This window comes from Endozoicomonas sp. (assembly GCF_051008435.1).
In the GTDB taxonomy this organism is placed as follows: domain Bacteria; phylum Pseudomonadota; class Gammaproteobacteria; order Pseudomonadales; family Endozoicomonadaceae; genus Endozoicomonas_A.
This window is the reverse complement of the sequence record NZ_JBPCXO010000195.1, coordinates 1-25,331: the sequence shown is the minus strand read 5'-3', so window position 1 is coordinate 25,331 and position 25,331 is coordinate 1. Positions and strand designations below refer to the sequence as shown.

The 25,331-nt window shown below is 47.8% G+C and carries 14 protein-coding genes; 5 read left to right on the top strand and 9 right to left on the bottom strand.

What is annotated here, in order from left to right; genetic code table 11:
* Positions 1–3 precede the first annotated feature (3 nt).
* The 4 genes from ACR2PX_RS09700 to ACR2PX_RS09685 all read right to left on the bottom strand — a co-directional run bounded on the left by ACR2PX_RS09700 (position 4) and on the right by ACR2PX_RS09685 (position 4,382).
* Complete coding sequence (locus ACR2PX_RS09700) at positions 4–1,041, bottom strand: trans-3-hydroxy-L-proline dehydratase (RefSeq protein ID WP_433999159.1); 1,038 nt, start codon at positions 1,039–1,041, stop codon at positions 4–6.
* Positions 1,042–1,045: 4 nt separating this feature from the next.
* Positions 1,046–2,047, bottom strand: coding sequence for a 4-hydroxyproline epimerase (locus ACR2PX_RS09695; RefSeq protein ID WP_433999158.1), 1,002 nt, complete (start codon positions 2,045–2,047; stop codon positions 1,046–1,048).
* Between the two features lie 8 nt (positions 2,048–2,055).
* Positions 2,056–3,330 carry an NAD(P)/FAD-dependent oxidoreductase gene (locus tag ACR2PX_RS09690; RefSeq protein WP_433999157.1) on the bottom strand — a complete coding sequence of 425 codons (1,275 nt, stop codon included), beginning with the start codon at positions 3,328–3,330 and terminating at the stop codon, positions 2,056–2,058.
* A gap of 155 nt (positions 3,331–3,485) precedes the next feature.
* On the bottom strand, positions 3,486–4,382 hold the full coding sequence (locus ACR2PX_RS09685) for a dihydrodipicolinate synthase family protein (RefSeq protein ID WP_433999156.1): 897 nt from the start codon (positions 4,380–4,382) through the stop codon (positions 3,486–3,488).
* A gap of 508 nt (positions 4,383–4,890) precedes the next feature.
* On the opposite strand from ACR2PX_RS09685, the gene ACR2PX_RS09680 reads away from it, so the two are divergent.
* The 3 genes from ACR2PX_RS09680 to ACR2PX_RS09670 all read left to right on the top strand — a co-directional run bounded on the left by ACR2PX_RS09680 (position 4,891) and on the right by ACR2PX_RS09670 (position 9,156).
* Positions 4,891–5,571: a GntR family transcriptional regulator gene (locus tag ACR2PX_RS09680; RefSeq protein ID WP_433999155.1), complete on the top strand. Its 681-nt coding sequence runs from the start codon at positions 4,891–4,893 to the stop codon at positions 5,569–5,571.
* Positions 5,572–5,768: 197 nt separating this feature from the next.
* Positions 5,769–7,349 (top strand): aldehyde dehydrogenase (NADP(+)), encoded by a 1,581-nt coding sequence (locus tag ACR2PX_RS09675; RefSeq protein ID WP_433999154.1) that lies wholly within the window; start codon positions 5,769–5,771, stop codon positions 7,347–7,349.
* A 25-nt stretch (positions 7,350–7,374) separates the two neighbouring features.
* Positions 7,375–9,156: an aminopeptidase P family protein gene (locus ACR2PX_RS09670; RefSeq protein WP_433999153.1), complete on the top strand. Its 1,782-nt coding sequence runs from the start codon at positions 7,375–7,377 to the stop codon at positions 9,154–9,156.
* Positions 9,157–9,200: 44 nt separating this feature from the next.
* On the opposite strand, the gene ACR2PX_RS09665 is transcribed toward ACR2PX_RS09670, so the two are convergent.
* A complete protein-coding gene (locus ACR2PX_RS09665; RefSeq protein ID WP_433999152.1) occupies positions 9,201–12,101 on the bottom strand; it encodes an insulinase family protein in 2,901 nt (966 codons plus the stop codon).
* A 47-nt stretch (positions 12,102–12,148) separates the two neighbouring features.
* Positions 12,149–15,466, bottom strand: a complete 3,318-nt coding sequence (locus ACR2PX_RS09660; RefSeq protein WP_433999151.1) for a glycoside hydrolase family 2 TIM barrel-domain containing protein — start codon at positions 15,464–15,466, stop codon at positions 12,149–12,151.
* 176 nt (positions 15,467–15,642) lie between these two features.
* On the opposite strand from ACR2PX_RS09660, the gene ACR2PX_RS09655 reads away from it, so the two are divergent.
* Together ACR2PX_RS09655 and ACR2PX_RS09650 are read left to right on the top strand one after the other, a co-directional pair.
* A complete protein-coding gene (locus ACR2PX_RS09655) occupies positions 15,643–18,306 on the top strand; it encodes a TonB-dependent receptor (RefSeq protein WP_433999150.1) in 2,664 nt (887 codons plus the stop codon).
* A gap of 102 nt (positions 18,307–18,408) precedes the next feature.
* Positions 18,409–20,631 (top strand): MGH1-like glycoside hydrolase domain-containing protein, encoded by a 2,223-nt coding sequence (locus ACR2PX_RS09650; RefSeq protein ID WP_433999149.1) that lies wholly within the window; start codon positions 18,409–18,411, stop codon positions 20,629–20,631.
* Positions 20,632–20,901: 270 nt separating this feature from the next.
* Here ACR2PX_RS09650 and ACR2PX_RS09645 read toward each other — a convergent pair whose 3' ends face one another.
* The 3 genes from ACR2PX_RS09645 to ACR2PX_RS09635 form a co-directional block, all read right to left on the bottom strand.
* Positions 20,902–21,465 carry a DUF2059 domain-containing protein gene (locus tag ACR2PX_RS09645; protein ID WP_433999148.1) on the bottom strand — a complete coding sequence of 188 codons (564 nt, stop codon included), beginning with the start codon at positions 21,463–21,465 and terminating at the stop codon, positions 20,902–20,904.
* Positions 21,466–21,544: 79 nt separating this feature from the next.
* Complete coding sequence (locus ACR2PX_RS09640; RefSeq protein WP_433999147.1) at positions 21,545–24,766, bottom strand: collagenase; 3,222 nt, start codon at positions 24,764–24,766, stop codon at positions 21,545–21,547.
* Between the two features lie 457 nt (positions 24,767–25,223).
* On the bottom strand, positions 25,224–25,331 hold a 108-nt coding region (locus ACR2PX_RS09635; protein ID WP_433997355.1), incomplete at its 5' end, for a zinc ribbon domain-containing protein.

Below are 25,331 nucleotides of genomic sequence, written 5' to 3'. Positions count from 1 at the left end.
CGGTTACTCTCCCTTTAAATCCGGCCAGGTATCACTGATCCGGTATCCTTCTGGCCAGGGGTCAGAGGGATCCAGCATGTGCTGATGAATGCCGGTTATCCAGGCCCGCCCTGAAATTTCAGGCAAGATAGCAGCCTTGTTACCCACCTGAGTGGTTGAAAGAATCTGCCCTTCAAAACGGGAATCAATGATTGATTTCATCACCAGTTTTTCATCCTTGGCGATTTCACCCCGGGCATGAAGTACTGCAAGGCGAGCAGATACCCCCGTGCCCGTTGGTGACCGATCCAGTTTTCCCGGTTGGATGACAACGGTATTTCTGACGGTCTTGTTACCCTGCTCCATAAATACCGGCGTATGTATCTGACAAAATGACAGATGTCGCCAATCTTTATTGTCAGGGTGGTGAAAACCCAGCTGTTCGTTGGCCGCATTGGTAATGCGTATTCCTGTTTCAGCCAGATCGCGGGCCTCGTGGGCCTCCAGTTCAAAGCCAAGATCTCTGGCATTGGCCATGACAAAACTGTCACCGCCAAACGCGGTATCCACTTTAAGAGTCCCCAGCCCCTCTATTTCCAGTGTTGCATTCATCCGGCCAACAAAAGAAGGCACATTGGCCACCCGGATTCGCTCTACTTTGCCATCCCGGCAATGCGCTGTAACTCGTACAAGCCCACCCGGAGCTTCCAAAGTCAGGTGTGTCACCGGTTCCTTCATGGGCAAAATACCGGTTTCCAGAAGTACTGTGGTGACACACATTGAGTTGGAGCCAGACATGGGGGGAGTGTCTTCCGGCTCCATTATGATCCAGCCCATTTGCGCCTCAGGGTGTTTGGCTGGAACCAGTAGATTCACATGTCTGAACACTCCCCCCCGGGGTTCATTCAGCACAAAATTACGCAGGCGATTGTCTTCCGCAATAAAACGAGACTGCTCCCAAAGCGTTTCACCGGGCGGAGGGGCTACACCGCCGACAATGACATCCCCCACTTCCCCTTCTGCATGGCAACTGACCACATGAAGGGTTTGACGACTTCTCATGGGGTTACCTCACTATGAATCCGTGGGCAAAGGGATCACGGTCATCAATAAAAATCGTGTTATGGCCAGTCACTCTGGCCCATCCGGCAATGGAGGGAATAATCGCCTCAAACTCACCCACTGTCGTTTTACTTTCTACCCGTCCCTTGAAGACTGATTGGATAAAGCTTTCATGGATAAACTCATCACCGACACTCAACTTACCCTGAGCTGCCCACTGAGCCATTCTTGAAGAAGTACCTGTGCCACAGGGAGACCGGTCAATGGCTTTGTCGCCATAAAACACCGCATTTCGAGCCGTCACACCTTCGGCTGCTGGTTTGCCGGTCCAGAGAATATGGCTGAGTCCCTTTATGTCAGGCTGGACAGGATGCTGAAATGAGTATTTCTCATTGAGTGCCGTCCTCAATAAAGGACTGAAGCGAATCAAATCCGCTGCGGTGTAATCTTCCACATCAGTGAAGTTTTTCTGGGGATCCACAATGGCGTAGAAGTTTCCTCCATAAGCCACGTCTACTGTCATTTCGCCCAAACCGGGACAATCAGCGGTCAGCCCTTCCCGGTATAGAAAAGAAGGAACATTGGTAATGCGAACTTCTTCAACCAAGCCATCTTTCATGGTGTATTGCGCAGTCACTACACCTGCCGGTGTGTCAAGCTTGAGGACACCAGGTTCCCTGGGCGTCACCAGTCCATTTTCGATCGCTATAGTGACTGTACCAATCGTGCCATGGCCACACATGGGCAGACAGCCAGAGGTCTCAATAAAAAGAATGGCCACATCGCAATCTGGCCGGGTGGGTTCCATAAGAATCGAACCCGACATCACATCATGCCCTCTGGGTTCGAACATAAGACCTGTTCTTATCCAGTCAAACGCTTCAAGAAAGTGAGCACGCTTTTCCAGCATGGTTTTACCCTGAAGCCTGGGGGCACCACCCGCCACTACACGAACAGGGTTGCCGCAGGTATGTCCATCAATACAAAAGAAGGTATGCCGTGCCATAGTTATTTTTATCTCCACGCAAAACGTTTCACTTGTAATGGCTCGATATCAATGCTCGGAGATTCCCTGAGCAAAAGTTCTGATACCAGTTGCGCTGTTGCCGTCGATTGAGTCAGACCCAGATGACCATGACCAAAGGCATAAACAATATTTCGGGATTTTGTTGAGTAGTCGATGACGGGCAGAGTGTCGGGGGTTGAAGGTCTGGCGCCCATCCATTCTTTACCATCCTTTATTTCAAGTCCGGTTAGAAAATGACGAGCCTTTTCTGCCATTAATCTGGAACGTCGATAATCAGGCGACCGCCCCAGTCGGGCAATCTCAGAGGCACCACCAATTCGATAGCCGTTTTCAAGAGGTGTGAAAACAAACCCATGGTCACTGAATACCAGCGTACGATCTATTGGAGTGGAGAGTGCAGCCTGGGGCAGCGTCGTGTTGTAGCCACGCTCCCCTACCATTGGAACCTTGTCGCCCAGTTGCTTGCTGAGTTCGGCGGACCAGGGTCCGGCGGCAATGACCACCTGTCTGGCTTCCAGCTGCTGACCACTGTCAAGGATCACTTCTACAGTACGGTCGTGTAATCCATTACCCGGATCAATACTTTTAACGTTGCCGTAGACGACGGATGCACCACGACGAATAAGATGTTTGTACAAGGCATGGCAGTAATCTGCCGGATCAGACACTGAACTCCAGGCAGGCACAAAAATGCCTGCCTGAAACCGGTCTGAAAGGCCGGACTGGAACTCATGCAACGCCTGACCTACGTAGCATGAGTAATCCAGTCCGTGCCTGGCTCTGTATTGCCAGTTTGCCAGATCTTTCTGGTAACTCTCCCGGCTCTGGTATAAATGCAGGGCACCATTATCCCTGACCATACTCACCAGACCGGTTCGCTCCAGCACGGTCTGAAAGCTGGTTTGCCCAAGCTCCATCAGACTGGCTTGACCGACAATACTTTTTTCGAATTGTGAAGAGCGGGAGGCATGCAGAAAACGCAGCAGCCACGGCAATGTGTAAGGAAGATCACCGGCCACAACCGAAAACGGTCCCAGAGGATCCATCAACCATTTGATGGATTTCTTTACCATTCCGGGGGATGCCAGTGGCATGATGTCAGAGAACGCCAAACCCGCCGCATTACCTCTGCTGGCACCTGCGGCAACTTCCTCTTTCTCTACCAGTTTGACGCGGAGTCCCTGGGCCACAAGGTTTTCAGCCACTGTCAGACCAATTATGCCGGCACCGATCACCAGGACATCGACTGCATCATTATTCAAGGTATCCCTCCCGCTTTCTCATCACCTGAGTCTGAGCAAATATCAGACCAAAGCCCACGCAAACTTAGGGGTCTGTCGGACTTAGCCGACCGTAGCGAGAAAAAGTCCGACAGACCCCTAGACAACCTTGTACAACTTGCGTGTTTAACTCTTTATCAACGCCACTCTGGCAGAACTGGTCGACAGGCTATGGCTTCTCTGACGACGGCCTCAACATGAGCTCTTCTTGCTCCAACCAGGGGCAATCTTGGTGCACGAACCTGTTCAGTCGATTCAATTTCAATGGCTTCTGCTAATTTGATGTTCTGCACCAGATAGGTTGAAACATCGAGATCCAACAGCGGACGGAACCAGCGATAAATAGCTCTGGCTTCTTCGTAGCGCCCTTGCTGGATCAGCTGATAAATGGCAACCGTTTCTCTTGGGAATGCCACCACCAGACCGGCCACCCAGCCCACAGCGCCTGCTGTAATCGCTTCAAAAGCGAGGTTATCAACACCGGTCAGAATGTTATAGCGATCGCCCAGTGCGTTAACAATGTCTGTTGTGCGACGGATATCATCAGAGCTTTCTTTTACCGCTACAAAACGGGAATCTTCTGCCAGCTCTTTCATCATCTTCGTTGTCACATCCACACGATAGGCGACACGATTAGAATATATCATAACAGGTAAATCACCCGCTTCTGCAACTGCTCGCAGAGCGGTTACTGTTTCACGCTCATCGGTATGATAGATGGGGCTTGGTACAATCATCAGGCCATCGGCGCCGGCACGGCGAGCTTCTTCTGCCAGTGCACAGGCATCGCGGGTGGAGGCCTCATTGATGGTTAACAGGGTTGGCTTAATCTGGCTGGCTTCCTTGGCCAGCTTAAGGACTGTCAGCTTCTCTTCAGTACTCAACATAGAGCCTTCACCCAGAGAGCCACCTACGATAAAGCCGTCACATCCAGCGGCCATCATATATTCAAAGCAACGCTTCATCTCTGGAAGATCCAGCTGGTCCTGGTCACTGAACTTAGTAGTGACTGCTGGAATAACACCTGACCACATTGTTCTTATTTCCTTATTTTATCTATGAGCTTTCCATCAGCTATGAGGGAAAATGATTTCAAGAGAATTAATCCGCAAAACCATAAAGTCACTCGGGTCTGCACACCGGTTGCAGAAATTCGGGGATGTTCATTCTTTGTTCTATACGAACACCCCTTGTCGTTATCGCGCCAGCTCTTTTTTTGACGTAACAACAAGCTGTAGACGAATTCAAACAACCATCATGGACCGTGTTAACAACATGTATCAGCCCAGGAAAACAGCTGAGCAATAAGCTGGATACGTTATGAATCTTCCGAGTTAAGTCATCTGTGTTGAAATAATGTACTCATACGGTATTGCATATTGTATCCAATATGCAATACTTTTTTTACCTCTGACTCTCAGATACAATGTAACGGTTGGATAAGAAGTCGAAATTGTTGACCAAGTCACAGTATTTGAGGGTGTTCAGAACCGGCGCTGAGCTTTCGCAGAACACCTCTCATAAACAACAAGGAAATTGATTGTGTATGAAGAAATAAAATCTCGCGCTGTAGATCTGACCAAGACCGCTTCGTCTTCAGAAATTATTTTTAATGCGCTCAGGGATGAAATCATCAGTGGTCGTTTACCGGCAGGTAAAGCGGTTAAACAGGAACATGTTGCCAAACTGTTTAATGTTTCCCGGATACCTGTCAGGGAAGCTTTGATGCGCCTGGAAAGCCAGGGGCTGGTGTTCAATCAACGTCATAAAGGTTATGTGGTAACACCACTGTCTACCGATATGGTGGCGGAAATTTATGAACTCAGAGCCAACCTTGAGCCGCTGATTATGGTCAAGGCCGTTGAGAATATGACCCAGGAAACACTGGAAGAAGCTCGTGCGTATTGCGATGCATTCAGTGATGAAACCGATCCCGCTCGATGGGGGGAATGGAACCGGCTGTTCCATGAAACTCTTTACAGAGACTCCAACCGTCCCTACCACCTTAAGGTGATTGACGGTGCTATTGACCGGGTTGACCCTTATCTTCGTGCCCAGCTGATCCTTACAGACGGCATGGATACGGCAAGAAAAGAGCATATGGGCATATTTGAAGCCTGCGCCAAGGGCGATGCAGAACTGGCAGCTCAGTTAACCAAAGAACATATTCTGGAGTCGTATGACGCATTGGTTGGCTATCTGAAGCAAAACCAGTCCTCCTGATTTGTTCTGGATATCTGTCGCCAAATCGCCTGCAGCCATAGACAGTCAGAAACAGCTACACGACTGAAGCTATCCATTCAGTCAGGTAGCTGCTTCATAGCCATGGGACGTTCAGCCAACGGCCATGGGAGAGGAACACATTCCTGAAGCACTGGGTGCCAAAGGAATGAACACAATAAAAAAAAACGAGGAACCTCATGTCAATCGCAGGAAAACTGTTATTGGGTCAAGATCAGATCCAGGGACAAGAAAGCTCATTTCAAGCCATTAATCCGGCAACGAATAAAGAAACAGGCCCTGTTTATGGCAGCGCTACCTCTGCTGACGTAGACAGGGCCTGCGCTTTGGCGACCGAAGCGTTTCAGAGTTACCGTCAAACCTCTGCAGAGCTGCGCGCTCATTTTTTAGACACCATTGCCCATCACATTGAACAACTCGATGATGAACTGGTCACCATTGCCGGTTCCGAAACCGGATTACCCGCCGCCCGGATTCAAGGTGAAAAAGGCAGAACGATCGGGCAGATAAAGATGTTTGCAGAAGTGGTCAGAAGCGGTCTCTGGCAAACGCCCGCCCTGGATTCTGCCCTGCCCGATCGACAGCCATTACCTCGACCTGACTTACGCCGAAGCTATGTCCCGCTGGGGCCTGTAGCCGTATTCGGAGCCAGTAATTTTCCGCTGGCTTTTTCAGTAGCGGGTGGCGATACCCTCTCAGCTCTGGCCGCAGGGGCTCCGGTTATTGCAAAAGCGCACAATGCTCACCCGGGCACCTCTGAAATCATAGGTCTGGCGATTCAGCAGGCCGTGAAAGATTGCGACCTGCATCCGGGTGTTTTTTCTCTGCTCTTTGACCAGGGTTTCGAAGTGGCACAGCAACTGGTCTCCCACCCGGTTATCAAAGCCGTTGGTTTCACAGGGTCACAGGCAGGTGGCGAAGCTCTTATGAAACACGCTGCAGCCCGTCCAGAACCTATCCCGGTCTTTGCTGAAATGGGCAGCACCAATCCGGTTTACCTGCTTCCTGAAGCCCTGAAAACAAAAGCCGGTGAATTCGCTGAAGGGTATTGCGCTTCTCTCACCATGGGCGCAGGCCAGTTTTGTACCAATCCAGGATTGCTGATTGCCATCGACAGTCCCGAGCTGGACGCTTTACTGGACGACATTGGCCAAAGACTCGATGAAGCAGAACCCCAGACTATGCTGACTCCCGGCATTTTCAGGAACTACGCCCAAAAGGTCGATAAACTGCTCAGTAAAAATGACATGACTGTTCACACCCCCTGCAAGTCTGCCATTGCGCCCAACCAATGCCACCCCATGTTGTTCAGTGTCTCTTCTGAGACCTTTTTAAACGACAAAACACTCTCTGAAGAAGTTTTTGGTCCCTCAGCGGTGGTGGTTCGCTGCACAGACCTTGAGGACATGCTGCATATCACCCGCAGCCTGGAAGGTCAGCTCACCGTCACTCTGTACTGTGATGAAAATGATCACAGTATGGCTAAACCCTTATTTCAGGAGCTGGAATTAAAAGCCGGTCGAATTCTGTTCAACGGTTTTCCTACCGGTGTTGAAGTCTGCCATACCATGGTGCATGGGGGCCCTTACCCGGCAGCCTCAGACAGTCGAACAACATCGGTAGGATCATCCGCTATTCAGCGTTTCCTCCGCCCCGTCTGTTATCAGAATATTCCCGAGGCCCTGTTACCACCGGCCATTGACAGTCAAAACTCTTTGAATCTCAGAAGGCTGCAAGATGGCAGCTATAACGACCGATAAAAGCACCTGTGGAACAAGAAAGATCATGAATACCATTAGAGAAAGAGTTCGTCAGTTCCGGGAATTGATGCAAAAAAAGCAGGTCGATGCCTGGATTCTGCCCAGCAACGATGCTCACAACAGTGAATACGTTGCAGACTACTGGAAGGGCAGAGCCTGGCTGTCAGGCTTTACCGGTTCAGCCGGAACACTGGTTGTCACCCGCGAAGAAGCCGGTCTATGGACCGACGGCCGCTACTTTATTCAGGCCGAAAAAGAACTCGAAGGTTCCGGCATCAAACTCTTCCGAATGTTTAACCCGGGCGTACCGTCTTTGAATGAGTGGCTGGCAGACACGTTATCGGACAACGCCGTCATTGGCTTTGACGGAAAAGTCATCAGTCAGAATCAGGCTAAGGGCTTGTTAGATGCTTTCGCTGATAAACCAGTGACACTGAGCTCAGACGATGACTTGCTGTCAGCTGTTTGGGAAGAGCGCCCTGCACTGCCTGTTCAAGCGATTTTCCGTCATGAAGATCGCTATGCAGGAAAAAGCTGTCAGGAAAAGTTGTCAGCACTTCGCAGTGTCATGACAGAAAAAAATGCCGGTTACCATTTACTGTCGACGCTTGACGATATTGCCTGGTCGCTTAACCTGCGTGGCAGTGATGTATCGATGAACCCGGTTTTTATCAGCTATTTACTGGTCGGCCATGAGCAGGCCACCGTGTTTGTTGACTCTGAAAAGCTGGACGATCAACTGGTAAAGTATCTGGCCGAATCGGGTGTTGAGACTCAGCCTTACGAAAATGTCTGGGCCTCTCTGTCACAATTACCAGACGACGCCAGTGTATTACTGGATCCTGCCAAAGCCAGTCGAGCCATTTTTGACGCTCTGCCTGACTCAGTGACTGCGGTAGAAGGAAAAAATCCCAGCACTGCGATGAAAGCGATCAAGAATGAAACCGAGATCGAACACTTCAGACAAGCATTGCGTAAAGACGGCGTTGCCATGGTTCGGTTTATGAAATGGCTGGAGTCAGAGGTTCCGGGCGGCAACGTTACCGAACTGTCAGCCGAAGCCAAACTGACCCAACTCCGCGCTGAAATGGAAGGTTACAAGGAAGACAGTTTCCGAACCATTGCCGGTTACAGAGAACACGGAGCCATGATGCACTACGCAGCCTCCGATGAGTCGGATGTCACCGTTCAGCCAGGCAGCTTTTTCCTGGTGGATTCTGGCGGTCAGTACCCGGATGGCACCACAGACATTACCCGAACCTTCTCTTATGGGGATCTGACGGAACAGGAGAAGAAAGATTACACTCTCGTGCTTCAGGGTCATGTGGATCTGACCACAGCCGTTTTTAAAACAGGCTCCTGTGGCTGCAATCTCGACATACTGGCCAGAGGACCACTCTGGAAAGAAGGCATTGATTACGGCTGCGGCACCGGTCACGGCGTAGGCTTTTTCCTGAATGTGCATGAAGGGCCCCAGGGTTTCAGTCAAAAGCTGATTAATGAACCACTCAAACCTGGCATGATCATCACCAATGAGCCCGGCATCTATCGCGAAGGGATCCATGGTGTACGCATAGAAAATATCATGTTGGTCAAAGAGCATTCAGAAACAGAGTTTGGCTCCTTCCTGAGTTTTGAAGCCATCACTCTCGCACCAATTTGTACCCGGGCAATCAATGTAGAAGAACTGAGCCGCTCTCAACGACAGTGGCTCAACCACTACCACCAGACTGTTTATGAACAGTTGGCTCCCATGATGAATGAGGAAGAGCGGGCTTATTTGAAGTTAAAGACCGCTGCTGTTTAAATTCGACCTCAATGGAAGCCCTGCCACCGGGCTTCCATTATCCTTTATGTCTTAGGCACACCCGTCATTTCAATGCAGGATAATCCCACACAGACTGTACTCTCTTCTACATCGTTCCCTTCATTCTGATGTCGAGTGCCATAGCTTTTCACTTCAAGAGATAATGCATCTTCGCTCAGCAAGGCTGAATCATAGACCCGAACCAGCTCCTCTTTGGTGATATCACCAATCGCTTGGGCAAACTTTACGGTCTCGCCGAAGTCGATTTCATCACTGCTGATGTAACGCCAGAACCGGTTCGTTCTTTTAGTGAGGCTCAGATCTTTCTTGAGCAAGTCATCAACCAGCCCCTGTTTATAGGTCTCTAACGTTTCACTCTCCAGAGATTTAATTTCTTTCTGCTGCTCATCAAAGAAAGTCAGCATTCTGTTCTTCAGTTCATCAGGATTCGTATTGGGTGACTGTATTAGAAATGCCAGCCCTGGACGATCCTTAATACGGTTCGCCCCACCCCAGACGACATAGCCTAACTGTTGCTTGGTGCGTAACTCCCTGAAGAAATCAGACCCCAGCATTTCACCCAACAAGGCATAAAGTGCGTGACTTTTTACATCCTCCTCTTTCGCCTGATAGTAAAGAACAGAGACTGAATCCGTATGATCAATATCCAGTTGCAGGTTCAGTGTCTCCTGCGCCTTCAGATCATAGATAGAACTTTTATAGGGTTGTGCCGGCTGCCCGACCAGAGATTTCAGTTTGTCTGCATAGGCCAGCGCCTGCTGCCTGGAGACATTGCCATGAGCAAGAATATCCAGATGGGCCCGCTCAAATATTTTTTTGCGGTGAGCATTGAGTTCCTCAAGAGAAACGGTGTTCAACGACTCAAGAGCTTCTTCATAGCTGAACCGGTCGACATTGATCAGATTCCATAGCGCATCATAGGCTTGATCATCCGGAGTATTTAAGGACGAGTTCTTCAGGTCCAGAGCCAAAGCGGTTTTGACACCCTGGAATGCCTCCTCACTGAAAGACTCAGACTGAAGTGTTTCCAGCACAGAGTTCAGCAGTTGTGGCTGTTTTTGCTGATACCCTGACAAAGACATTTCCAGACCGGAAGATGTGGGCCAAAGGGAGAAGGTCATACCGGCCTGGGAAGCCAGGTAAGTCCTTTCATTGAGTAACTTGAGATAAAGTCTGCCCAACAGCCAGGACTTGACCATTTCATTGGCCGACTGACTGACGACAGGGGTTGAGAAATGCACTTTCAAGTCTGACTTAGGTTGCTGGTAAGTCTGGTCCTGAAGATGCCAGAGTCGTAAACCCGGCTGCTCAATCAACAAGGAAGGCGCTAACTGCTCTGAGCCAGTTGCAGACAACACGGTGAAATCGTCAGGTATGTAGGGATTGGTGGCAGGAACCGTTAACCCTTCCACAGCAGCAGGCGCTGAAAGTCGCTTAAGAAAATCCTCTGAAAGCGGCTTTACCCCGAAACGGGTCAGATAAAAAGGTTCGACCTGATCGACTTCCACTTCTTTTGCCGATACGACTAGCCTCACCCTCTCAGGCGTCAGTTTGTCCAGATAACTCTGAATCAATTCAGGCTCATAGGATTCCAAACTGTAAGGCAGGAATAGTGCATGACTGGCAGGATAGTACTGCAGTCTTTGGGAGATCTCTGTGGCGTAATCCACGGGGCGGCTTTGTTCCTGAAACTGGAAATCAATAGCTGCGAGGCTGGCAGCCTGTTGATACAGTGACTCGGAAACGCCCTGTTCACGTAGCAGATTCAGGTAAGAGAAGGTGGCTTCAGTCACAAAGTCCAACTGATTATAACCGGCCTCTGTTAGTTCCAGTGCAACTTCGAGCTCACTGAATGCTCCTGAATAGTCCCAACCATAGGCATATAGATTTTCAATCAGGCCTTTTTCTTTCAAAACACTGTGAAGACTGCCCGGCCCTTCATTACCAATCACTTTGGAAAGATAATGAAGCGGTTTGACTTTATAGGCATTCAGGGTTGTTGGCAGCGAGAACACCAGTTTCAGATCGTAGCTGTCTGCCAGAGTTTCAATATTAATTCTTACACCTTGTTGATCTTCCCTGAAAGGCTCCTCATGGTCATACACCGAGCCCCTGCCTGCTTTAATACTACTGAGTGAAGCATTAGCCCAGGATTCCAGCGTTGTCAGGGGCTCTTTACCGTAAACAACCACTGCCATATTACTGCCCACATAGTATTCCTGATGCAGTGCTTTGAGATCTGCCAGCAGTGACTGACCATCATTGTTGTTCAGGGTATCCAGATTCCCGGTGCTGAATGAGGAATAAGGATGATCGTCACGACTGACCATGCCTTCTGTGATGTACTTTCTCCAACCATCGTTTTTAAAGTTCAGTCGGAACTCAGAATCCACGGCATTACGCTCGCGATCCACATATTTATTATCAAGAATGGGTTTAGCCACTGAATAGGCTAAACGATCCAGGGCTGGTTGCAGATCATCCGCATTAATCTCAAAATAGTAGTTGGTGTTTTGAGCATAGGTTGTCGCATTATTCGTCCCGCCCCTGCTGCGAATAAACTCACGATAGCCGTCCAGCTCCGGGTATTTTTCACTTTTTAAAAACAGCATATGTTCCAGAAAGTGCACCAGCCCTTCTCTGCCTTGGGGGTCGGCCCAGCTACCGACATTAACATCAATGGATACGGCAGCTTTATCGGTATTGGGATCCGACACCAGAAGTGCCCGGACACCGTTTTCCATGGTCAGATAATGATATTCCCGATGATCATTCACGCTTTTAATAATGGCATCTGATGTGTTGGCTGCTTTTTCAGGTTCCGTTTCTGATAGCGGAGCACAACCAGCGAATAATAAGATGGGGACGGCAAAAAGCGACGCTTTTAGCAGAGATGGCAGGTATCCTTTCGTTACTCTTTTCATTTCCAATTCCATTGCTTACTGGTTTCTTGTTGTTATTTCACGTTTCTTCATGACGAAATAGCTTCGATCACAAATGAAAATTCATAGTCTCTGGCAGGCACCCGGTACTCAGGCAGTAATTCAGCTCCCCAGGAGTTCTGTCCCCCTACCCCCGCCTGCATCAAATCAATATTGACTGTAATGATTTCCGATTCTTTAATGTCTGCTCCATGGCGACGGGTTAACGGCGTCAGACCAGATGCTCCCCACTCGCCGGAGAGGTCGGGTTTAAAATCCAGCTCCGATGCCTCAAAGGGCCAGGCAGAAACATTCAGCCGGTCCAACTCTGCTTCAAACCGGATGCCCGAGCCCTCTTCATTCAGCCATTGAGCCCAGCGAACATCGCTTTTGTTTCCACTTTCCTGTGGCCTGGGATAACGATGAAACTGATCCCCGACTTTCTCCTGATAGATTCCCAGAGGCAGCCCCTTTCGGTCGACATAGGTTTCACCAGGACCTCTCCCATACCAGCTCATTTGCTCATAATGGCTATTCAACCTCAGCTGCAAACCAAATCGCAGCATATCGGGCAAATCCTTCTCACCCGTCAACGCCAACCGGGTACTCACCTTTATCTGACACCGATCGTTTATTAAATAATTGATTGTCAGACTGGCATTCACATCCGGTAAGTGAAAAAGGGTGTTTATCTGAATCAATCCAGATTCTTTTGTCACAAGATCACAGAATTTAAATTGTTGGTTCTTCGATGCCTGTTGCCAGACTTGGGATTTTTCCTGAGTATTGCAGCCCAAATCATTGTCGGTCAGACCTCTGAAGCAATTAATGACCGGTCCACTGTTCACAATGGATTGTCCACTGACTTGATAGCGCTTTAATGTCCCGGTTTCACGACAGAATTCAATTTCCACCTCTTTGTTACTGATCCAGATCGATTTCGACGTCTGAAAACACTCAGGACCCGTCAAATCTGTGAACACACTATGGCTGGCAGGCGACTGTAAAAGGATCTGACTCCATGCCACTTTATGACCAGAAACCAGTAGCCCTGAAGTATTGGCTGAACCATTGACCTGAAAGTTCAGGGTCAGTATGAGCTCATCTTCAGAATTTATTTCAGAGAGGTCAAACGACAACACCAATCTGGAAGACTCTTTTGCGGGTGTTTTTGGAAGCACATATTGTCGTGATTGTATCCCGAAGCCATTACTCAATAACTCGCAATGCAATTCAAGATGATCCAGAGCGATAAAATCGTAATGATTTTCAATCTGTAATTCGACAACCAGACTCTCATTCAAGCACTCATTCAAGCACTCATTCAAGCACTCATTCAGGCACTCATTCAAGCACTCATTCAGGCACTCATTCAGGCACTCATTGAGAGTGCACGTTTCGAATTTGACTCTGACCGGCTGATAAACTGATCTTACCTCTTCCAAATGTGGATGCGGTGTCCGGTCAGCAGCCAGAAGACCGTCGTTCATAAAGTTGCCGTCCGTTGGCAGATCCGGATGATAATCCTTCCCATAACCCCAAAAGCGCTTTCCGGATTCATCCTGCAATTCAAGTGCATGGTCACACCACTCCCAGATAAAACCTCCCTGCAATCGGGGGTGCTGGTCCAGCAAATGCCAGTAATCCGCAAGAATCCCCACTGAATTACCCATGGCATGACTGTATTCAATCATGATCACAGGTCTGTCATTCTGTGATTCTGCCAAAGACCGTAATCGATCCAGCGAAGGGTACATGGGGCAGATGATATCGGTGTACTCATCCTGACCGGCAGGTTCATATTGAACCGGACGACCTGGGTCAAACGACTTCAACCAATAGTAAAGACTCCTAAAGACACAACCGTGACCTGCTTCATTGCCCAGTGACCAGATGATCACAGAGGGATGATTACGGTGTTCAACGACCATGGTTTGTAAACGATCCTGATGAGCCGGCAGCCAGGTGGGATCATTGCCAATCTGGGTTTCTTCCGACAAAGCCAGGGGGTGAGATTCAATATTGGCTTCACTGACCACATAAAGACCATAACGATCGCAAAGCTCATACCAATAGGGATGACTGGGATAGTGACTGGTACGGACAGCATTAATATTGTTGGCCTTCATCAACCGGATATCTTCTTCCATCACCTCACGGGGAACGTAATGCCCAAATCGATGGTCGGTTTCGTGACGATTAACCCCTTTTATATGAATTGCAGCACCATTGACGGTCAGAATGCCATTGATCACTTCAACCTTTCGGAAACCAGCATGCTGCCTGATGGCTTCAAGCTCATTGCCACGCTGATCAAACAGAGTAATCAGCAGTGTATATAACGCAGGGGTTTCTGCACTCCAAGGATGCACCTCCTCCAGAGCATGCTCAAAAGAGAGGCATGATTCCTGTGCCTCAACATCCGCTGAACGGGAAAGAATAAAGACAGGCTGATCAATACCTGGCTGATGGCCGGGTAAATAACCTTCAACCTGTACACGATAGTCAATCGATGACGACGGGTCGGAAGATGGATCATACCGCTTAAGACCAACCTCCAGTTTTAGCTGCCCAGACTGATTTCGGGTATTCAGTAATGCCTCAAAATGCACGTCATATAAACGTACTGAGTGGGTTCTGTAGAGATAGACCTCACGCTCTAACCCTGACATATCGAGCATGTCCTGCTTTTCAAGATAGCTGCCGTTGCTCCAGCGGTAGATTTGCAGAGCGATCAGGTTCTCCCCGGTCTTGAGATAGGGTGTTATACGAAATTCCGCAGGGCTTTTGGCGTTTTGAGAGTACCCCACTGGCACACCATTGACCCAGACTATCAGTGCAGATCGTGCTCCTCCTATATAAAGAAACACCTCACTGCCATCCCAGTTTTCAGGCATTGTGAAGTGCTTTCGAAAGCTGCCCGTTGGGTTGTAATCCCTGGGAACCTTTGGCCACCTTGAAGGAAAGGGATAACGTTCATCCAGATAAATAGCATGATCAAAACCCTGGGCTTCCCAGTTTCCGGGCACCTTAATAGATGACCACTCACTGTCATCATAAGAAGCACTATAAAAGTTGGCAGGCCTGTCTAGTGGGCAGGTGACTAGATTGAATTTCCAGAAACCATTGAGATCCAGATAGTTGACTGACTGAGTAGGTTGATTCTTCAGCGCTTCCGTACGTGTTGAATAGTTAAAGCAACAAGCCCTGGGGCTCTCTTTACCAATGCCATTCACAGAGTAATCTTCAAGAATCCCCGGAATGCCATCCCGCTCAGCCAGTCGTTCTTTAAGAGACAGGGATTCCTGCCTGCCTCTTTCACTTTCAGCAACCAGCTCGTGACTGTCGTGTTTATTTTTATTGTTCATTTTGACATTCAGTTTACAGAAATGTGACACCGTTCCCATTTCATGGAACATGAATTGCATTCACATAGATTGTATACAATATTCTTTATACATGGATATTGTATACAGTATTCGCTTTATTGTTTAATAGAATCGTAAGAAAAAAATAACAACAAAAGATACAGGTACGCACACACATGGAAATCCCAAGGAAGACGCTGCTCGCCACAGCCATCACTGCAGTGATGACTGGCTACAGCTTCCCCGCTCTTGCTGAAGACAGTTCTCAAGAAGTTGAAAAGATTGAGAAGATTACAGTCACCGGTTCACGTATTGCGCGAATTGATGTTGAGGGTGCTACTCCAATCACGGTAATCAGCCGAGAAGACATTGAAGACAGTGGTTTAATGACTGTTGCAGATGTACTTCAAAGCACTAGTTATAATTCTCTCGGCTCCTACTCTGCTCAAGGCAATAACTCCTGGGGAAGCCAAGCCACGATTAATCTGCGTGGACTGGGAGCTCAAAATACTCTGGTTTTAATAGACGGTCGTCGTGTGCCATGGTCGGGTGTAATGTATGGCGGCATTGTCGATGTAAACTCAATTCCAGCAGCCGCTGTTGAACGAATTGAAATCATGCCTGATGGAGCATCAGCTATTTACGGTTCTGATGCTGTGGCAGGTGTAGTAAACATTATTATGAAAAAGGATTTTGATGGCTTACAGTTATCTGTTGGTGGTTCGAGACCTGATGGAGAAGGTGGTGACGAGGATTCCTTTTCATTACTTTGGGGTGGCTCAAACGATAAGGGCAACATGCTGATTAGCTATGAACATGATGAATCTGGCAATATTGTCTCCGCTGATCGAGACTATACAAAGGCAACCGGGCTTAATTCAGAGTTCATAAACGACGCCTATGGAGTTTCAACTTTTGGAAGAAACACTTATCAAAATGGTGGAGGTTCATATCAGCCAATAGCTGGCTCATGCCAGAATAAAACGAACTTTTACGGCCCATTCAAACAAAAAGATAGTATCAACACATATTGTGCTTATGACTATACAGCAGAAGCAGATCTTACTCCTGAAATGAAAAGGGATATGGTCAATATTCTAGGAAGTTACGACCTTGGAAATAGTATTGAGTTCAGCGGTGGGATTAGTTTTGGCTTGAGAAATACAGCCAATACTGCTGCTCCTGTTCCTGTACAATTTACCATGGACTCCAGTAAGCCAGGCGGTGCCAAGTTCTTTCAGGATAACGGTTTTGATCCAAATAACCTAAACCTGAAAGCAGAAGACAGGGGATCTGCAACAGTAAGATATCGCTTCGATGTTCTAGGCAATCGTGTCTATGAAATTGAAGGCGTAGACTTAAGTGGGCACATGGGTTTGAAGGGCTCTCTTGAATTAAATTTTGTTGATGATTTCGAATGGAATATCAACTACATGCAAAGCAAAAGCACTTACACCTCTAACGGCACTAACATGGTTAACACTGTGAAATTAGAGGAGTTAGCAAACGAAAAGGAAGACTTCTTTCAGACGAATGGAGACATTAACTCTAAGTACATAAATGAAATTCGTCATACTTGGGTTACAGATGTTGATGTAGACAGTAAAACAGCTTCTGGTGGATTTGGTTTTAGTGCTGGTGAGTTACCTGGTGGGCAGATCAGTTATTATTTGGGAGCTCAATATGTTTCCTACAAGCTTGAAAACAAGTTTGATCCATTATCAGACTCTGGCGATATAGCTGGAGTCTTTGGTGGGACTTATAGTGGCGACAGAACCATTAAAGCTGGCTTTGCTGAAGCTCTCCTCCCTGTTACCGACCAAGTAGAAGTCAACTTAGCTTTACGTCAGGATAGATACAGTGATTTCGGCAATACCACGAACCCCAAAGTGGCTATTCGCTACACCCCATTTGACAATCTTATGCTTAGAGGCAGTTACGGAACAAGCTTCAAAGCACCTGACTTCAGTGACCTTTTCACTCCCGCTAGCACCGGCTATTCCGAAGTTTACGATTACAAAACTTGTCAGGCTAATGGGATTTCAGATACTGCTTGTCCTGAGACCATTTATGAAGCAGCAATAACAAGTAAAGGAAATAAAGATTTAAAGCCTGAAGAAACATCTACTTTGATGCTAGGTGCAGTTTACGAACCAATTGAAGACTTAACCTTAAGGCTTGATCTCTACCAGATCAAAACAGAGGATCTCATTCAACAGGTAGATGAAGATTTCTTACTTCGAGAAGAAGCCAAGAATAACTCTTCCGAATATGTTATCCGTCAAAACAACGGTGATATAAAGGAAATAATCACTGGTAGCATCAATATTTCTGAAAGAGAAGTCAGAGGTCTCGATGCGTCTGTTGAGTATGACCTTGATCTCCAGCACTATGGTCAGATGGACTTCTCTGTAGCCGGTAGTTACATCTTTGATTATAAGTATGCTGACTCTGTTGATAAGAAGGCTTATGACCATGCTGGTTTGAATGGTTTTCCTGAATACAGAGCAAATGCAACAGTCGGATATAACACACCAAATGACATGCATCGCGTATCATTGTCAGCCTACTATATTGCCAGTCAGTATGAGGATGAAAATGTCAGCTACGATGACAATGGCAAGGTTCTTTCTCTAAAGAAAGACGGCCATATCTCTGCATATACTACATTCACTCTTAACTATCGAGTAAACCTGCCCTGGGATGCTACAGCCAGTCTGGGTGTCAGAAACCTGTTCGACGAAGAACCTTCTTTTGAAGATGATGGAAAAACCTATAACGCTGAGCTTTATAGCATTAAAGGCCGGACCATTTACGCCAACTACACACAGAGGTTCTAATCACACTTTATCCTGAACGGGGTTTGCCTTCGGGCGCCCCAACCTTCTATCCACCCTTTGCACCAACTCCGGTTGGTGTTTTTTTTATTTTGAACACAATTCATGCCGCTTACCTACGCCAACGTTATTGATCGCACTGGCAAGCCCAGCGCCCACTGTGTTTTTGATTCTTATCAGAATCAGAAATTCAACCATTTCATGGACAATGGCAGTTGGCATGGCTACCTCTTACCCGATAAAAACGACACTCTTTGTGCATTCACCGGACCGGCGATTATCGCCGAAGAATACACGGTGTATCTTGCTGAATGCTTTGATCAGCTCACTATTTTTGATTTAACCCGGAATCAACCCGCAGTATTTACGCCACAACAATGCACCAGAGTGAGTTTACCCGGGAAACTACAGCAAATATTCGAGAACGATACAGTTAAACTCACCCTTGAATTGCACTTTATTTCACACCGTACCAGCCTGATTACAACCCAAATTGAGAATAAAACCCCTCATACAAGAAAGCTGAAATTGAGCTGGTCCGGCTCTTTTCTGGAGCAATGGGATGATCAAAAAACGGTTAATGAACAATTCCCTGAATGGAATCGATACTGGCGGTTGAACCGCCACGACATTCAAGCGACCTTTGAACGGTTAAGAGCCACCAGCGATATGCTGTTTTCAGGACATTCAGGGTTTCTGATCAAACGAAATATAGATTGTGTCAACAGCACCCACAGTGGGGGAAGCCACTACCTCTCTGAAGCCTGCATTCAACTTTCAGGCCAAGACAGTATCGTTCTATACACGACACATTCTTATTTATTTTCAGCGGAAGAAATCAGCAGGGAAAAAGCCTTTATTGATGAGGTATTCCAGTCACCAGAAACGTATATCTCAAAGACAGAGCAGCGATGGCAGCGTTATCTTCAACAAACACTTCAAACCGGGAAGCTTCACTCTTCAGACATCAATCGGCTGGCCGTCAAGTGTATTGAAACTCTGATGGGTAACTGGCGATCGCCCGCTGGTGCCATTAAACACTCAGGGCTAACCCCTTCTAACAGTTTTCGCTGGTTCAATGGCCTTTGGCCCTGGGACAGCTGGAAAATGGTCAGAGCCATGGCCAGTCTGGATCCCTGGCTGGCAAAGGCCTCTATTGATGCGGTTTTTGACTACCAGATTCAGACAGACGACCCGGTTCGCCCTCAGGATGAAGGGATGTTGATTGATACGATCTTTTTTAACCAGAGCTGTGAACGAAAGCCTTCTGTTCAGGAATCACCCTCTGAACATGGATTCGACAGTGAAAACTGGAATGAAAGAAACAGCAAACCCTCTCTGGCTTCCTGGGCCGTTGAAGCCGTCTTTGAGGCCTTGTACAAAGAGCACCCCGAACAAGCTGCTGGTTGGTTCCAAGGCTTATTTCCAAAGCTCTGTCGATATCATTTCTGGTGGTACAGAAACCGCCGACCTCCCGAAAATCCACTGGTAGCTTATGGTGCCACCCTCCATCCTGAAAACCTGTTCTCCAAGGATTCCCTCTCGGTTCGCATAGCCTGCTCGTGGGAATCCGGAATGGATAATGCCGCTCGTTTTGGGTTTATTGATGACGATACGGATCACACAATCGATGAATGGCCATCGCAGATAAAAACGGTAAAAGACAAACATAACAATACCAGTGGCTATATTCTGGATCAGGTCTCGGTGGATATAAACTCCTACCTTTGTCAGGAAAAACAGATTTTATCCCGTTTTGCTACAAAACTGGGCCAAACCGCCATTGCCAGAGACTTTGCTGTTCAGGCCCGGTGGCTGGAGCCTGTTATCTGTAGCCAGTTTTATGATGAAATCAGCGGCTTTTTTTATGACCGGAGTCTAACCGACTCTAATAAAGAAAAACCGCTCCTGACCAGTCGTGGCCGGGGGCCCGAAGGCTGGACACCACTGTTTACAGGCCTGGCCACTGACAGACAGGCCAGCGCTGTCATCAAAAACATGCTGGATGAAAAGGAATTTAATACCCCTGTTCCCCTGGGAACTGCAGCCCGCTCAAACCCGGCCTATAACCCTGAAGCGTACTGGCGAGGACGAGTCTGGCTAGACCAACTGTATTTTGGACTGGTGGCAATCAAAAATTATGGGTATCACAAAGAAGCAAGCATACTCGCGCACAAGCTTTTGAAAAATGCCAAGGGGCTGACTGGTAACCAGCCTATACGAGAGAACTACAACCCCGAAACCGGTGAAATGCAGGGAGCGACTAATTTTGGATGGAGCGCAGCCCACTTATTGCTTTTGTATCAGGAAGGTTTTTTTGAAGTTTGATCTAAGCACTTCAAGCTTTCGAACCCATTTCATGCAGAAAGCAAAACTCTTTACTCGCTCAACACCTCATTAGCCTTTAAATTGCATCTGAGACTGACAGCTAAAGGGCGTTTGCTTACAGTCAAACTCAATACCAGCCTTGCTAATTCTTTTCACGAAAGTGCTGTCCATTGGTTGCTTTTTTCAGAAAAGATTCCAGAACATTTAAAAAAGCCACAGACACGGCTGTGGCAAAGGGGGCTCATTCTCGAATTCGTTCGCCGACTCTGATTACTCAGAAGGTGCTGGCCTGGAAGGAGGCGCAGAAAGCGGTGGTCTTTGTGCGGGAATTGGCAAGACAGGTCGATTATTGGGGCTACCAATGGGTTGCAGACCTGCTGACTTCACAAACTCCTTGACAAGGTTTTTATAAACTTCCTCAATCAGCATCTGCTCACCTCTTACCACCTGATTCAGACCATCGAGCAATCGGGATTGTTTACGTAAAAACTTCTGACCGACTTCACTACTGAAAAACACATTGAGCTGAACCAGCTCTTCTTTTGAATAAATGGATTCTACTTTTTCGATCATCAGGGGTTTGAGCTCTTCAGGATTCAAACGATCTTTGGCCAGATTAAAAGCCCGCTCCTGATACTTTTTCTCCAACTCCCATTGATTGGGAGGGATTTCATAACCTTTGAGAAGGTGGACATAACGAGACTGAAGCTGTCGTTCAATGACCCTGGTCTGCTGCTCTATCTGCAGGTGATCAAGTAATATGTCAGCCTGACTCCTTGCTTGAGCAAAGGCTATGGCTGGTACAATGCACAACAGAAACGCCCATTTTTTCATCACACTTTCCTACTTCACTGGCAGTTGTTTTTATTAAAAGGTTTAAGCAGGTGGCGTGCCAGGCACGCCACCCTGTCCATTACTGCATGGTTGCCAGAACAGCGACACCACTGGACTCTGGATCACTCTCTACAATGAAATAGTACCAACCCTGAGGCGGGTTATTAATCTGCAATTTCTCCTTGTTACCGGCGTTGGTAGACTGTACTTCATAGCTTGAGTTGGTCGGCCATGAGCCACTGCGACCATAAACACTGACGTTGCCTGTACCGTGATCGGTTTCCAGGGTTAGACTGCTAGTTCCTTCTTCTACAAAAATGTAGTAATCATTCCGTGCATTGGTTTCGCTGCACAGCGCCTGTCCGGAAGTCAGCTCGGTATACTTCACCGGACCTGAAGACTGGCATTGATTCGGAACATCACTCTCAGGCACAGGCGTTACTGTATCACTGCCACCCAGATTCACTACCAGTGAAACACCGTCAAACGAACTGGCAGACTGAACCGTGATGTAACGCCAGCCACGATTTGCAGTAACGGTCAGAACTTCTTCGTTACCCACCTGCTCAGAGCGAGCCTGTGCATTAGAGCTGTCTGCCCAGCTATCGGCATTGAAGTAAAGGTTGGCATCACCGTCACCACCACTGGCCACAATACTTAACTGAGTATTGTCGTCTTCTACCCAAACATAGAAGTTATTCTTAGTGCCGCTGACACACTCAGTAGCGCCATAACTCAGTTGCCCATAGTTCAGTGTTGCATCACCACAATGCGGAAGCGGATCCGTACCATCACCTGGATCAGTGCCATCGCCTGGGTCAGTACCATCACCTGGATCAGTGCCATCGCCTGGATCAGTGCCATCACCCGGATCAGTGCCATCACCCGGATCAGTACCATCGCCTGGATCAGTGCCATCGCCTGGATCAGTGCCGTCACCTGGATCAGTGCCATCACCTGGATCAGTGCCATCACCTGGATCAGTACCATCGCCTGGATCAGTACCGTCGCCTGGATCAGTACCGTCACCCATATCAGGATCAGGATCTGCTGCGACTTCTGAGGTACTTAGCAGAATATCAACGCCGCCGAATTCACCAGACAGGGTCACATAATGCCAATACTCATCGGGATTCAGATTAACCTTGAGCACTTCATAGTTACCATCACCGATACTGAAGCCTTCATTGTCCTCGCCACTGGCCCAGCCGTTGGAACTGAAGTAAATATCAGCATCGCCCCAGCCTCCTCCGATCTTGATCCAGACCGGTTGATCACTGTTATTGGTATTAGCAAAGGCGAAGCTGGCTCGCCCACTTTTGGAATCCACGCATTCAATCACCTGATCCAGCTCAGCCGATGACGAATCTGGATTATGACGATTGGCTTCGTTATCCGGACTGCATTGTGAGAAGTCGAGACTGATGGGGTTTCCACCACCATTCCAGTTGCCGTCCTGACCACTGGCAGCCGCATCAGTGTCACTGGGCCCCTTGTCCACAATACCGTCATCGGATGTCGACAAGCCACTGCTTAACCAGGAGTACCACTCACTGTCGTAACGGCTACCAATGTTGTCCATGAAGGTTTGGTACTCTTCATATTGGTTGTTACGCAGGAAAGCCAGAATCTGGTCAACATCGCTGCGGTGACGTTCAAACATGAAGCGAACAGCCAGGTAACCCCAACGATAGATACGATCCTGTCCCGAGTTATAGTCGTTCTTGAAAATAGTCGACAGCGGATAATCTCTGCTGGCGCCCATCTCTATCGCAGAGGTATTGGCATCTTTATAAGAAATGTACTCAGCCAGACCTTCAATCCACCAGATGGTATTGGCGGAAATACTGCGGCCAAAATCGCCATAAAGGTTGTATCGACCATCCAGATAGTGAACGTATTCGTGCTGCAGGTTCCAGACATGGAAGTCAGGACGGCGCCAGTCGGCTTCATAAGCAATAAAACGGGCCTGGTTCTTCACACTGGCCGGAGAGCCTTCCAGATACATACCACCATTATTGGTATTGATACCAAAGAAGGTCCCCGCAAAGGACTGGTAATCACTGGAACTGTCGAAAATCACCAACTCAAGATCGTCGTTGTTATCGTTGGAAACTGGCTGATTCCCAGTAGCCAGCTTGGTATGGAAGTAGGTTTCCTGGTTGCCCAGAACCTCACAGGCCCAATCTCCCTGATCATTAAACATATGCTGGGAGCGCATTTTCAGCGAGTCCGAACATTTGTAATTAAACGACAATACTTCTTTTTCCAGCTCGTGCTTAAAGCCACAAATGCCATAAGCTTCACAGTTGGCCCGATCATAGAAGTCGGCCATTTCTGCCGCCGCCATCCAGAGCACTTTGGTTTCATCTTCCTTGGAAGTTGAGTTCAGCACCTGAATAACACGGGAACTGGTTTTATCTTTCAGAGTATCGATGTAATAAAAACGCGACATCTCTCGTACAGCATTGACCAGTACATACTGGGCATTGGTACCCAGAACATTACGATTACGCTCCTGGAAAGCATAGAGTTCATCAATGATGGAAGAATCAGAAGCGAAAAGATCCTTCATCGGTTGATCCCATTGCCCTCGGAACAGGGTGGTAAAAACCGAGTTAGCGGCTGCATTCATCCCCCAGATGGCCTGCCACTCAGCGTCATACTCTCGCAGAACCCGAATGGTCACCCAGTTGTAATAGGCACCTAAACCAGCGGAATCAACTAGAATCAGAGCTTCTTTCAAAACGGCAGAATTATCATCACTGACGGTCCAGGCTGCACTGTTATTAAAGAAGTTGGTTAATCCCGTCTGCATGTCGCTGGTCACAGCACTGGAATAAGCCGGTACATCATTGGGGTTGTAAAACTGAACATACAGTGCCGCTCTTACATACAGAATCAATGACTCAAGGCCCTGAGTATCGGTTCCGGTATAACTGAGCGCCCTGTCCCTGATCCCAGCAAGCACATAACGCATGTTACTTTCACTGAACAGTGAAGTGGCATTAGCGCCCTTCACGTTGAAAAGATCATTGACACACTGGGCATCGCTGGCGGCGAGTTTATTGACCAGATCCCAACCACCCAGACCAATAAAGTTCTGGCAGGCTGACTGAGCCTGGGCGAAAGCGGACATCATCGGGCTTAACTGCTGAACCGGTTTACTGTTGACTTCGGGACGATCAATACTGATGGGGACCTGCAGTCTGGGCTGTTCTACAGGTGGAGGCGTTTGTGCTGTGGCTTGCCCGGCCATCCCCACCAGCCCTGCTGCGAGTGCTAGTACCTTTTTATTCATTATTATTCCTTGTTACTTTTTTATTCTTGTAATTCACACATTGCTGAATGTTGTTCCGAACTCACATCCTCCACATGCAATCATTAAAATGTCGTTTACCTGGAAAAATAAGCCGGGTTAATATAACCATTGTCGTATTAAACCTATCTTTACAAAATGCATACTGTATACAATCCACCAAATAAAGTTTTTAGCAAGCAGACGTTCTGATGAAATCTGAACCAGTTCTCATTTTTTTTGAGCATTATGCGAATTGGTTCAAAAAACCAATCAGAGCAAAAATTAAATATGAGGAAGATTTATCTTATAAGCTGCGTCCTTGCAGCAAATCTATGGCAGGGTATTCATACGAAAAATGCTTAAAACTGAGTCAGTAATTGATGATGATTCATCAATGAAATGTATAAAAAGAAAGTGTTTCGAATGAGCAAGGCGATTTCTTGACATCCTCCCCGCCCTAAAGGACGGGGATTCCTACAGCTAGACGGTCATGCCCGACCGCAAGAATGTTTCTTGCTGCGTTTACGTCACGCAGATGTTCAGCTCCGCACTCTGAACAGACCCA

Bases quoted from the DNA above. Each gene is read 5' to 3' on its own strand.
- ACR2PX_RS09700 (WP_433999159.1), bottom strand. From the start codon at position 1,041: ATGAGAAGTCGTCAAACCCTTCATGTGGTCAGTTGCCATGCAGAAGGG.
- ACR2PX_RS09695 (WP_433999158.1), bottom strand. From the start codon at position 2,047: ATGGCACGGCATACCTTCTTTTGTATTGATGGACATACCTGCGGCAAC.
- ACR2PX_RS09685 (WP_433999156.1), bottom strand. From the start codon at position 4,382: ATGTGGTCAGGTGTTATTCCAGCAGTCACTACTAAGTTCAGTGACCAG.
- ACR2PX_RS09675 (WP_433999154.1), top strand. From the start codon at position 5,769: ATGTCAATCGCAGGAAAACTGTTATTGGGTCAAGATCAGATCCAGGGA.
- ACR2PX_RS09670 (WP_433999153.1), top strand. From the start codon at position 7,375: ATGAATACCATTAGAGAAAGAGTTCGTCAGTTCCGGGAATTGATGCAA.
- ACR2PX_RS09665 (WP_433999152.1), bottom strand. From the start codon at position 12,101: ATGAAAAGAGTAACGAAAGGATACCTGCCATCTCTGCTAAAAGCGTCG.
- ACR2PX_RS09660 (WP_433999151.1), bottom strand. From the start codon at position 15,466: ATGAACAATAAAAATAAACACGACAGTCACGAGCTGGTTGCTGAAAGT.
- ACR2PX_RS09655 (WP_433999150.1), top strand. From the start codon at position 15,643: ATGGAAATCCCAAGGAAGACGCTGCTCGCCACAGCCATCACTGCAGTG.
- ACR2PX_RS09650 (WP_433999149.1), top strand. From the start codon at position 18,409: ATGCCGCTTACCTACGCCAACGTTATTGATCGCACTGGCAAGCCCAGC.
- ACR2PX_RS09645 (WP_433999148.1), bottom strand. From the start codon at position 21,465: ATGAAAAAATGGGCGTTTCTGTTGTGCATTGTACCAGCCATAGCCTTT.
- ACR2PX_RS09640 (WP_433999147.1), bottom strand. From the start codon at position 24,766: ATGAATAAAAAGGTACTAGCACTCGCAGCAGGGCTGGTGGGGATGGCC.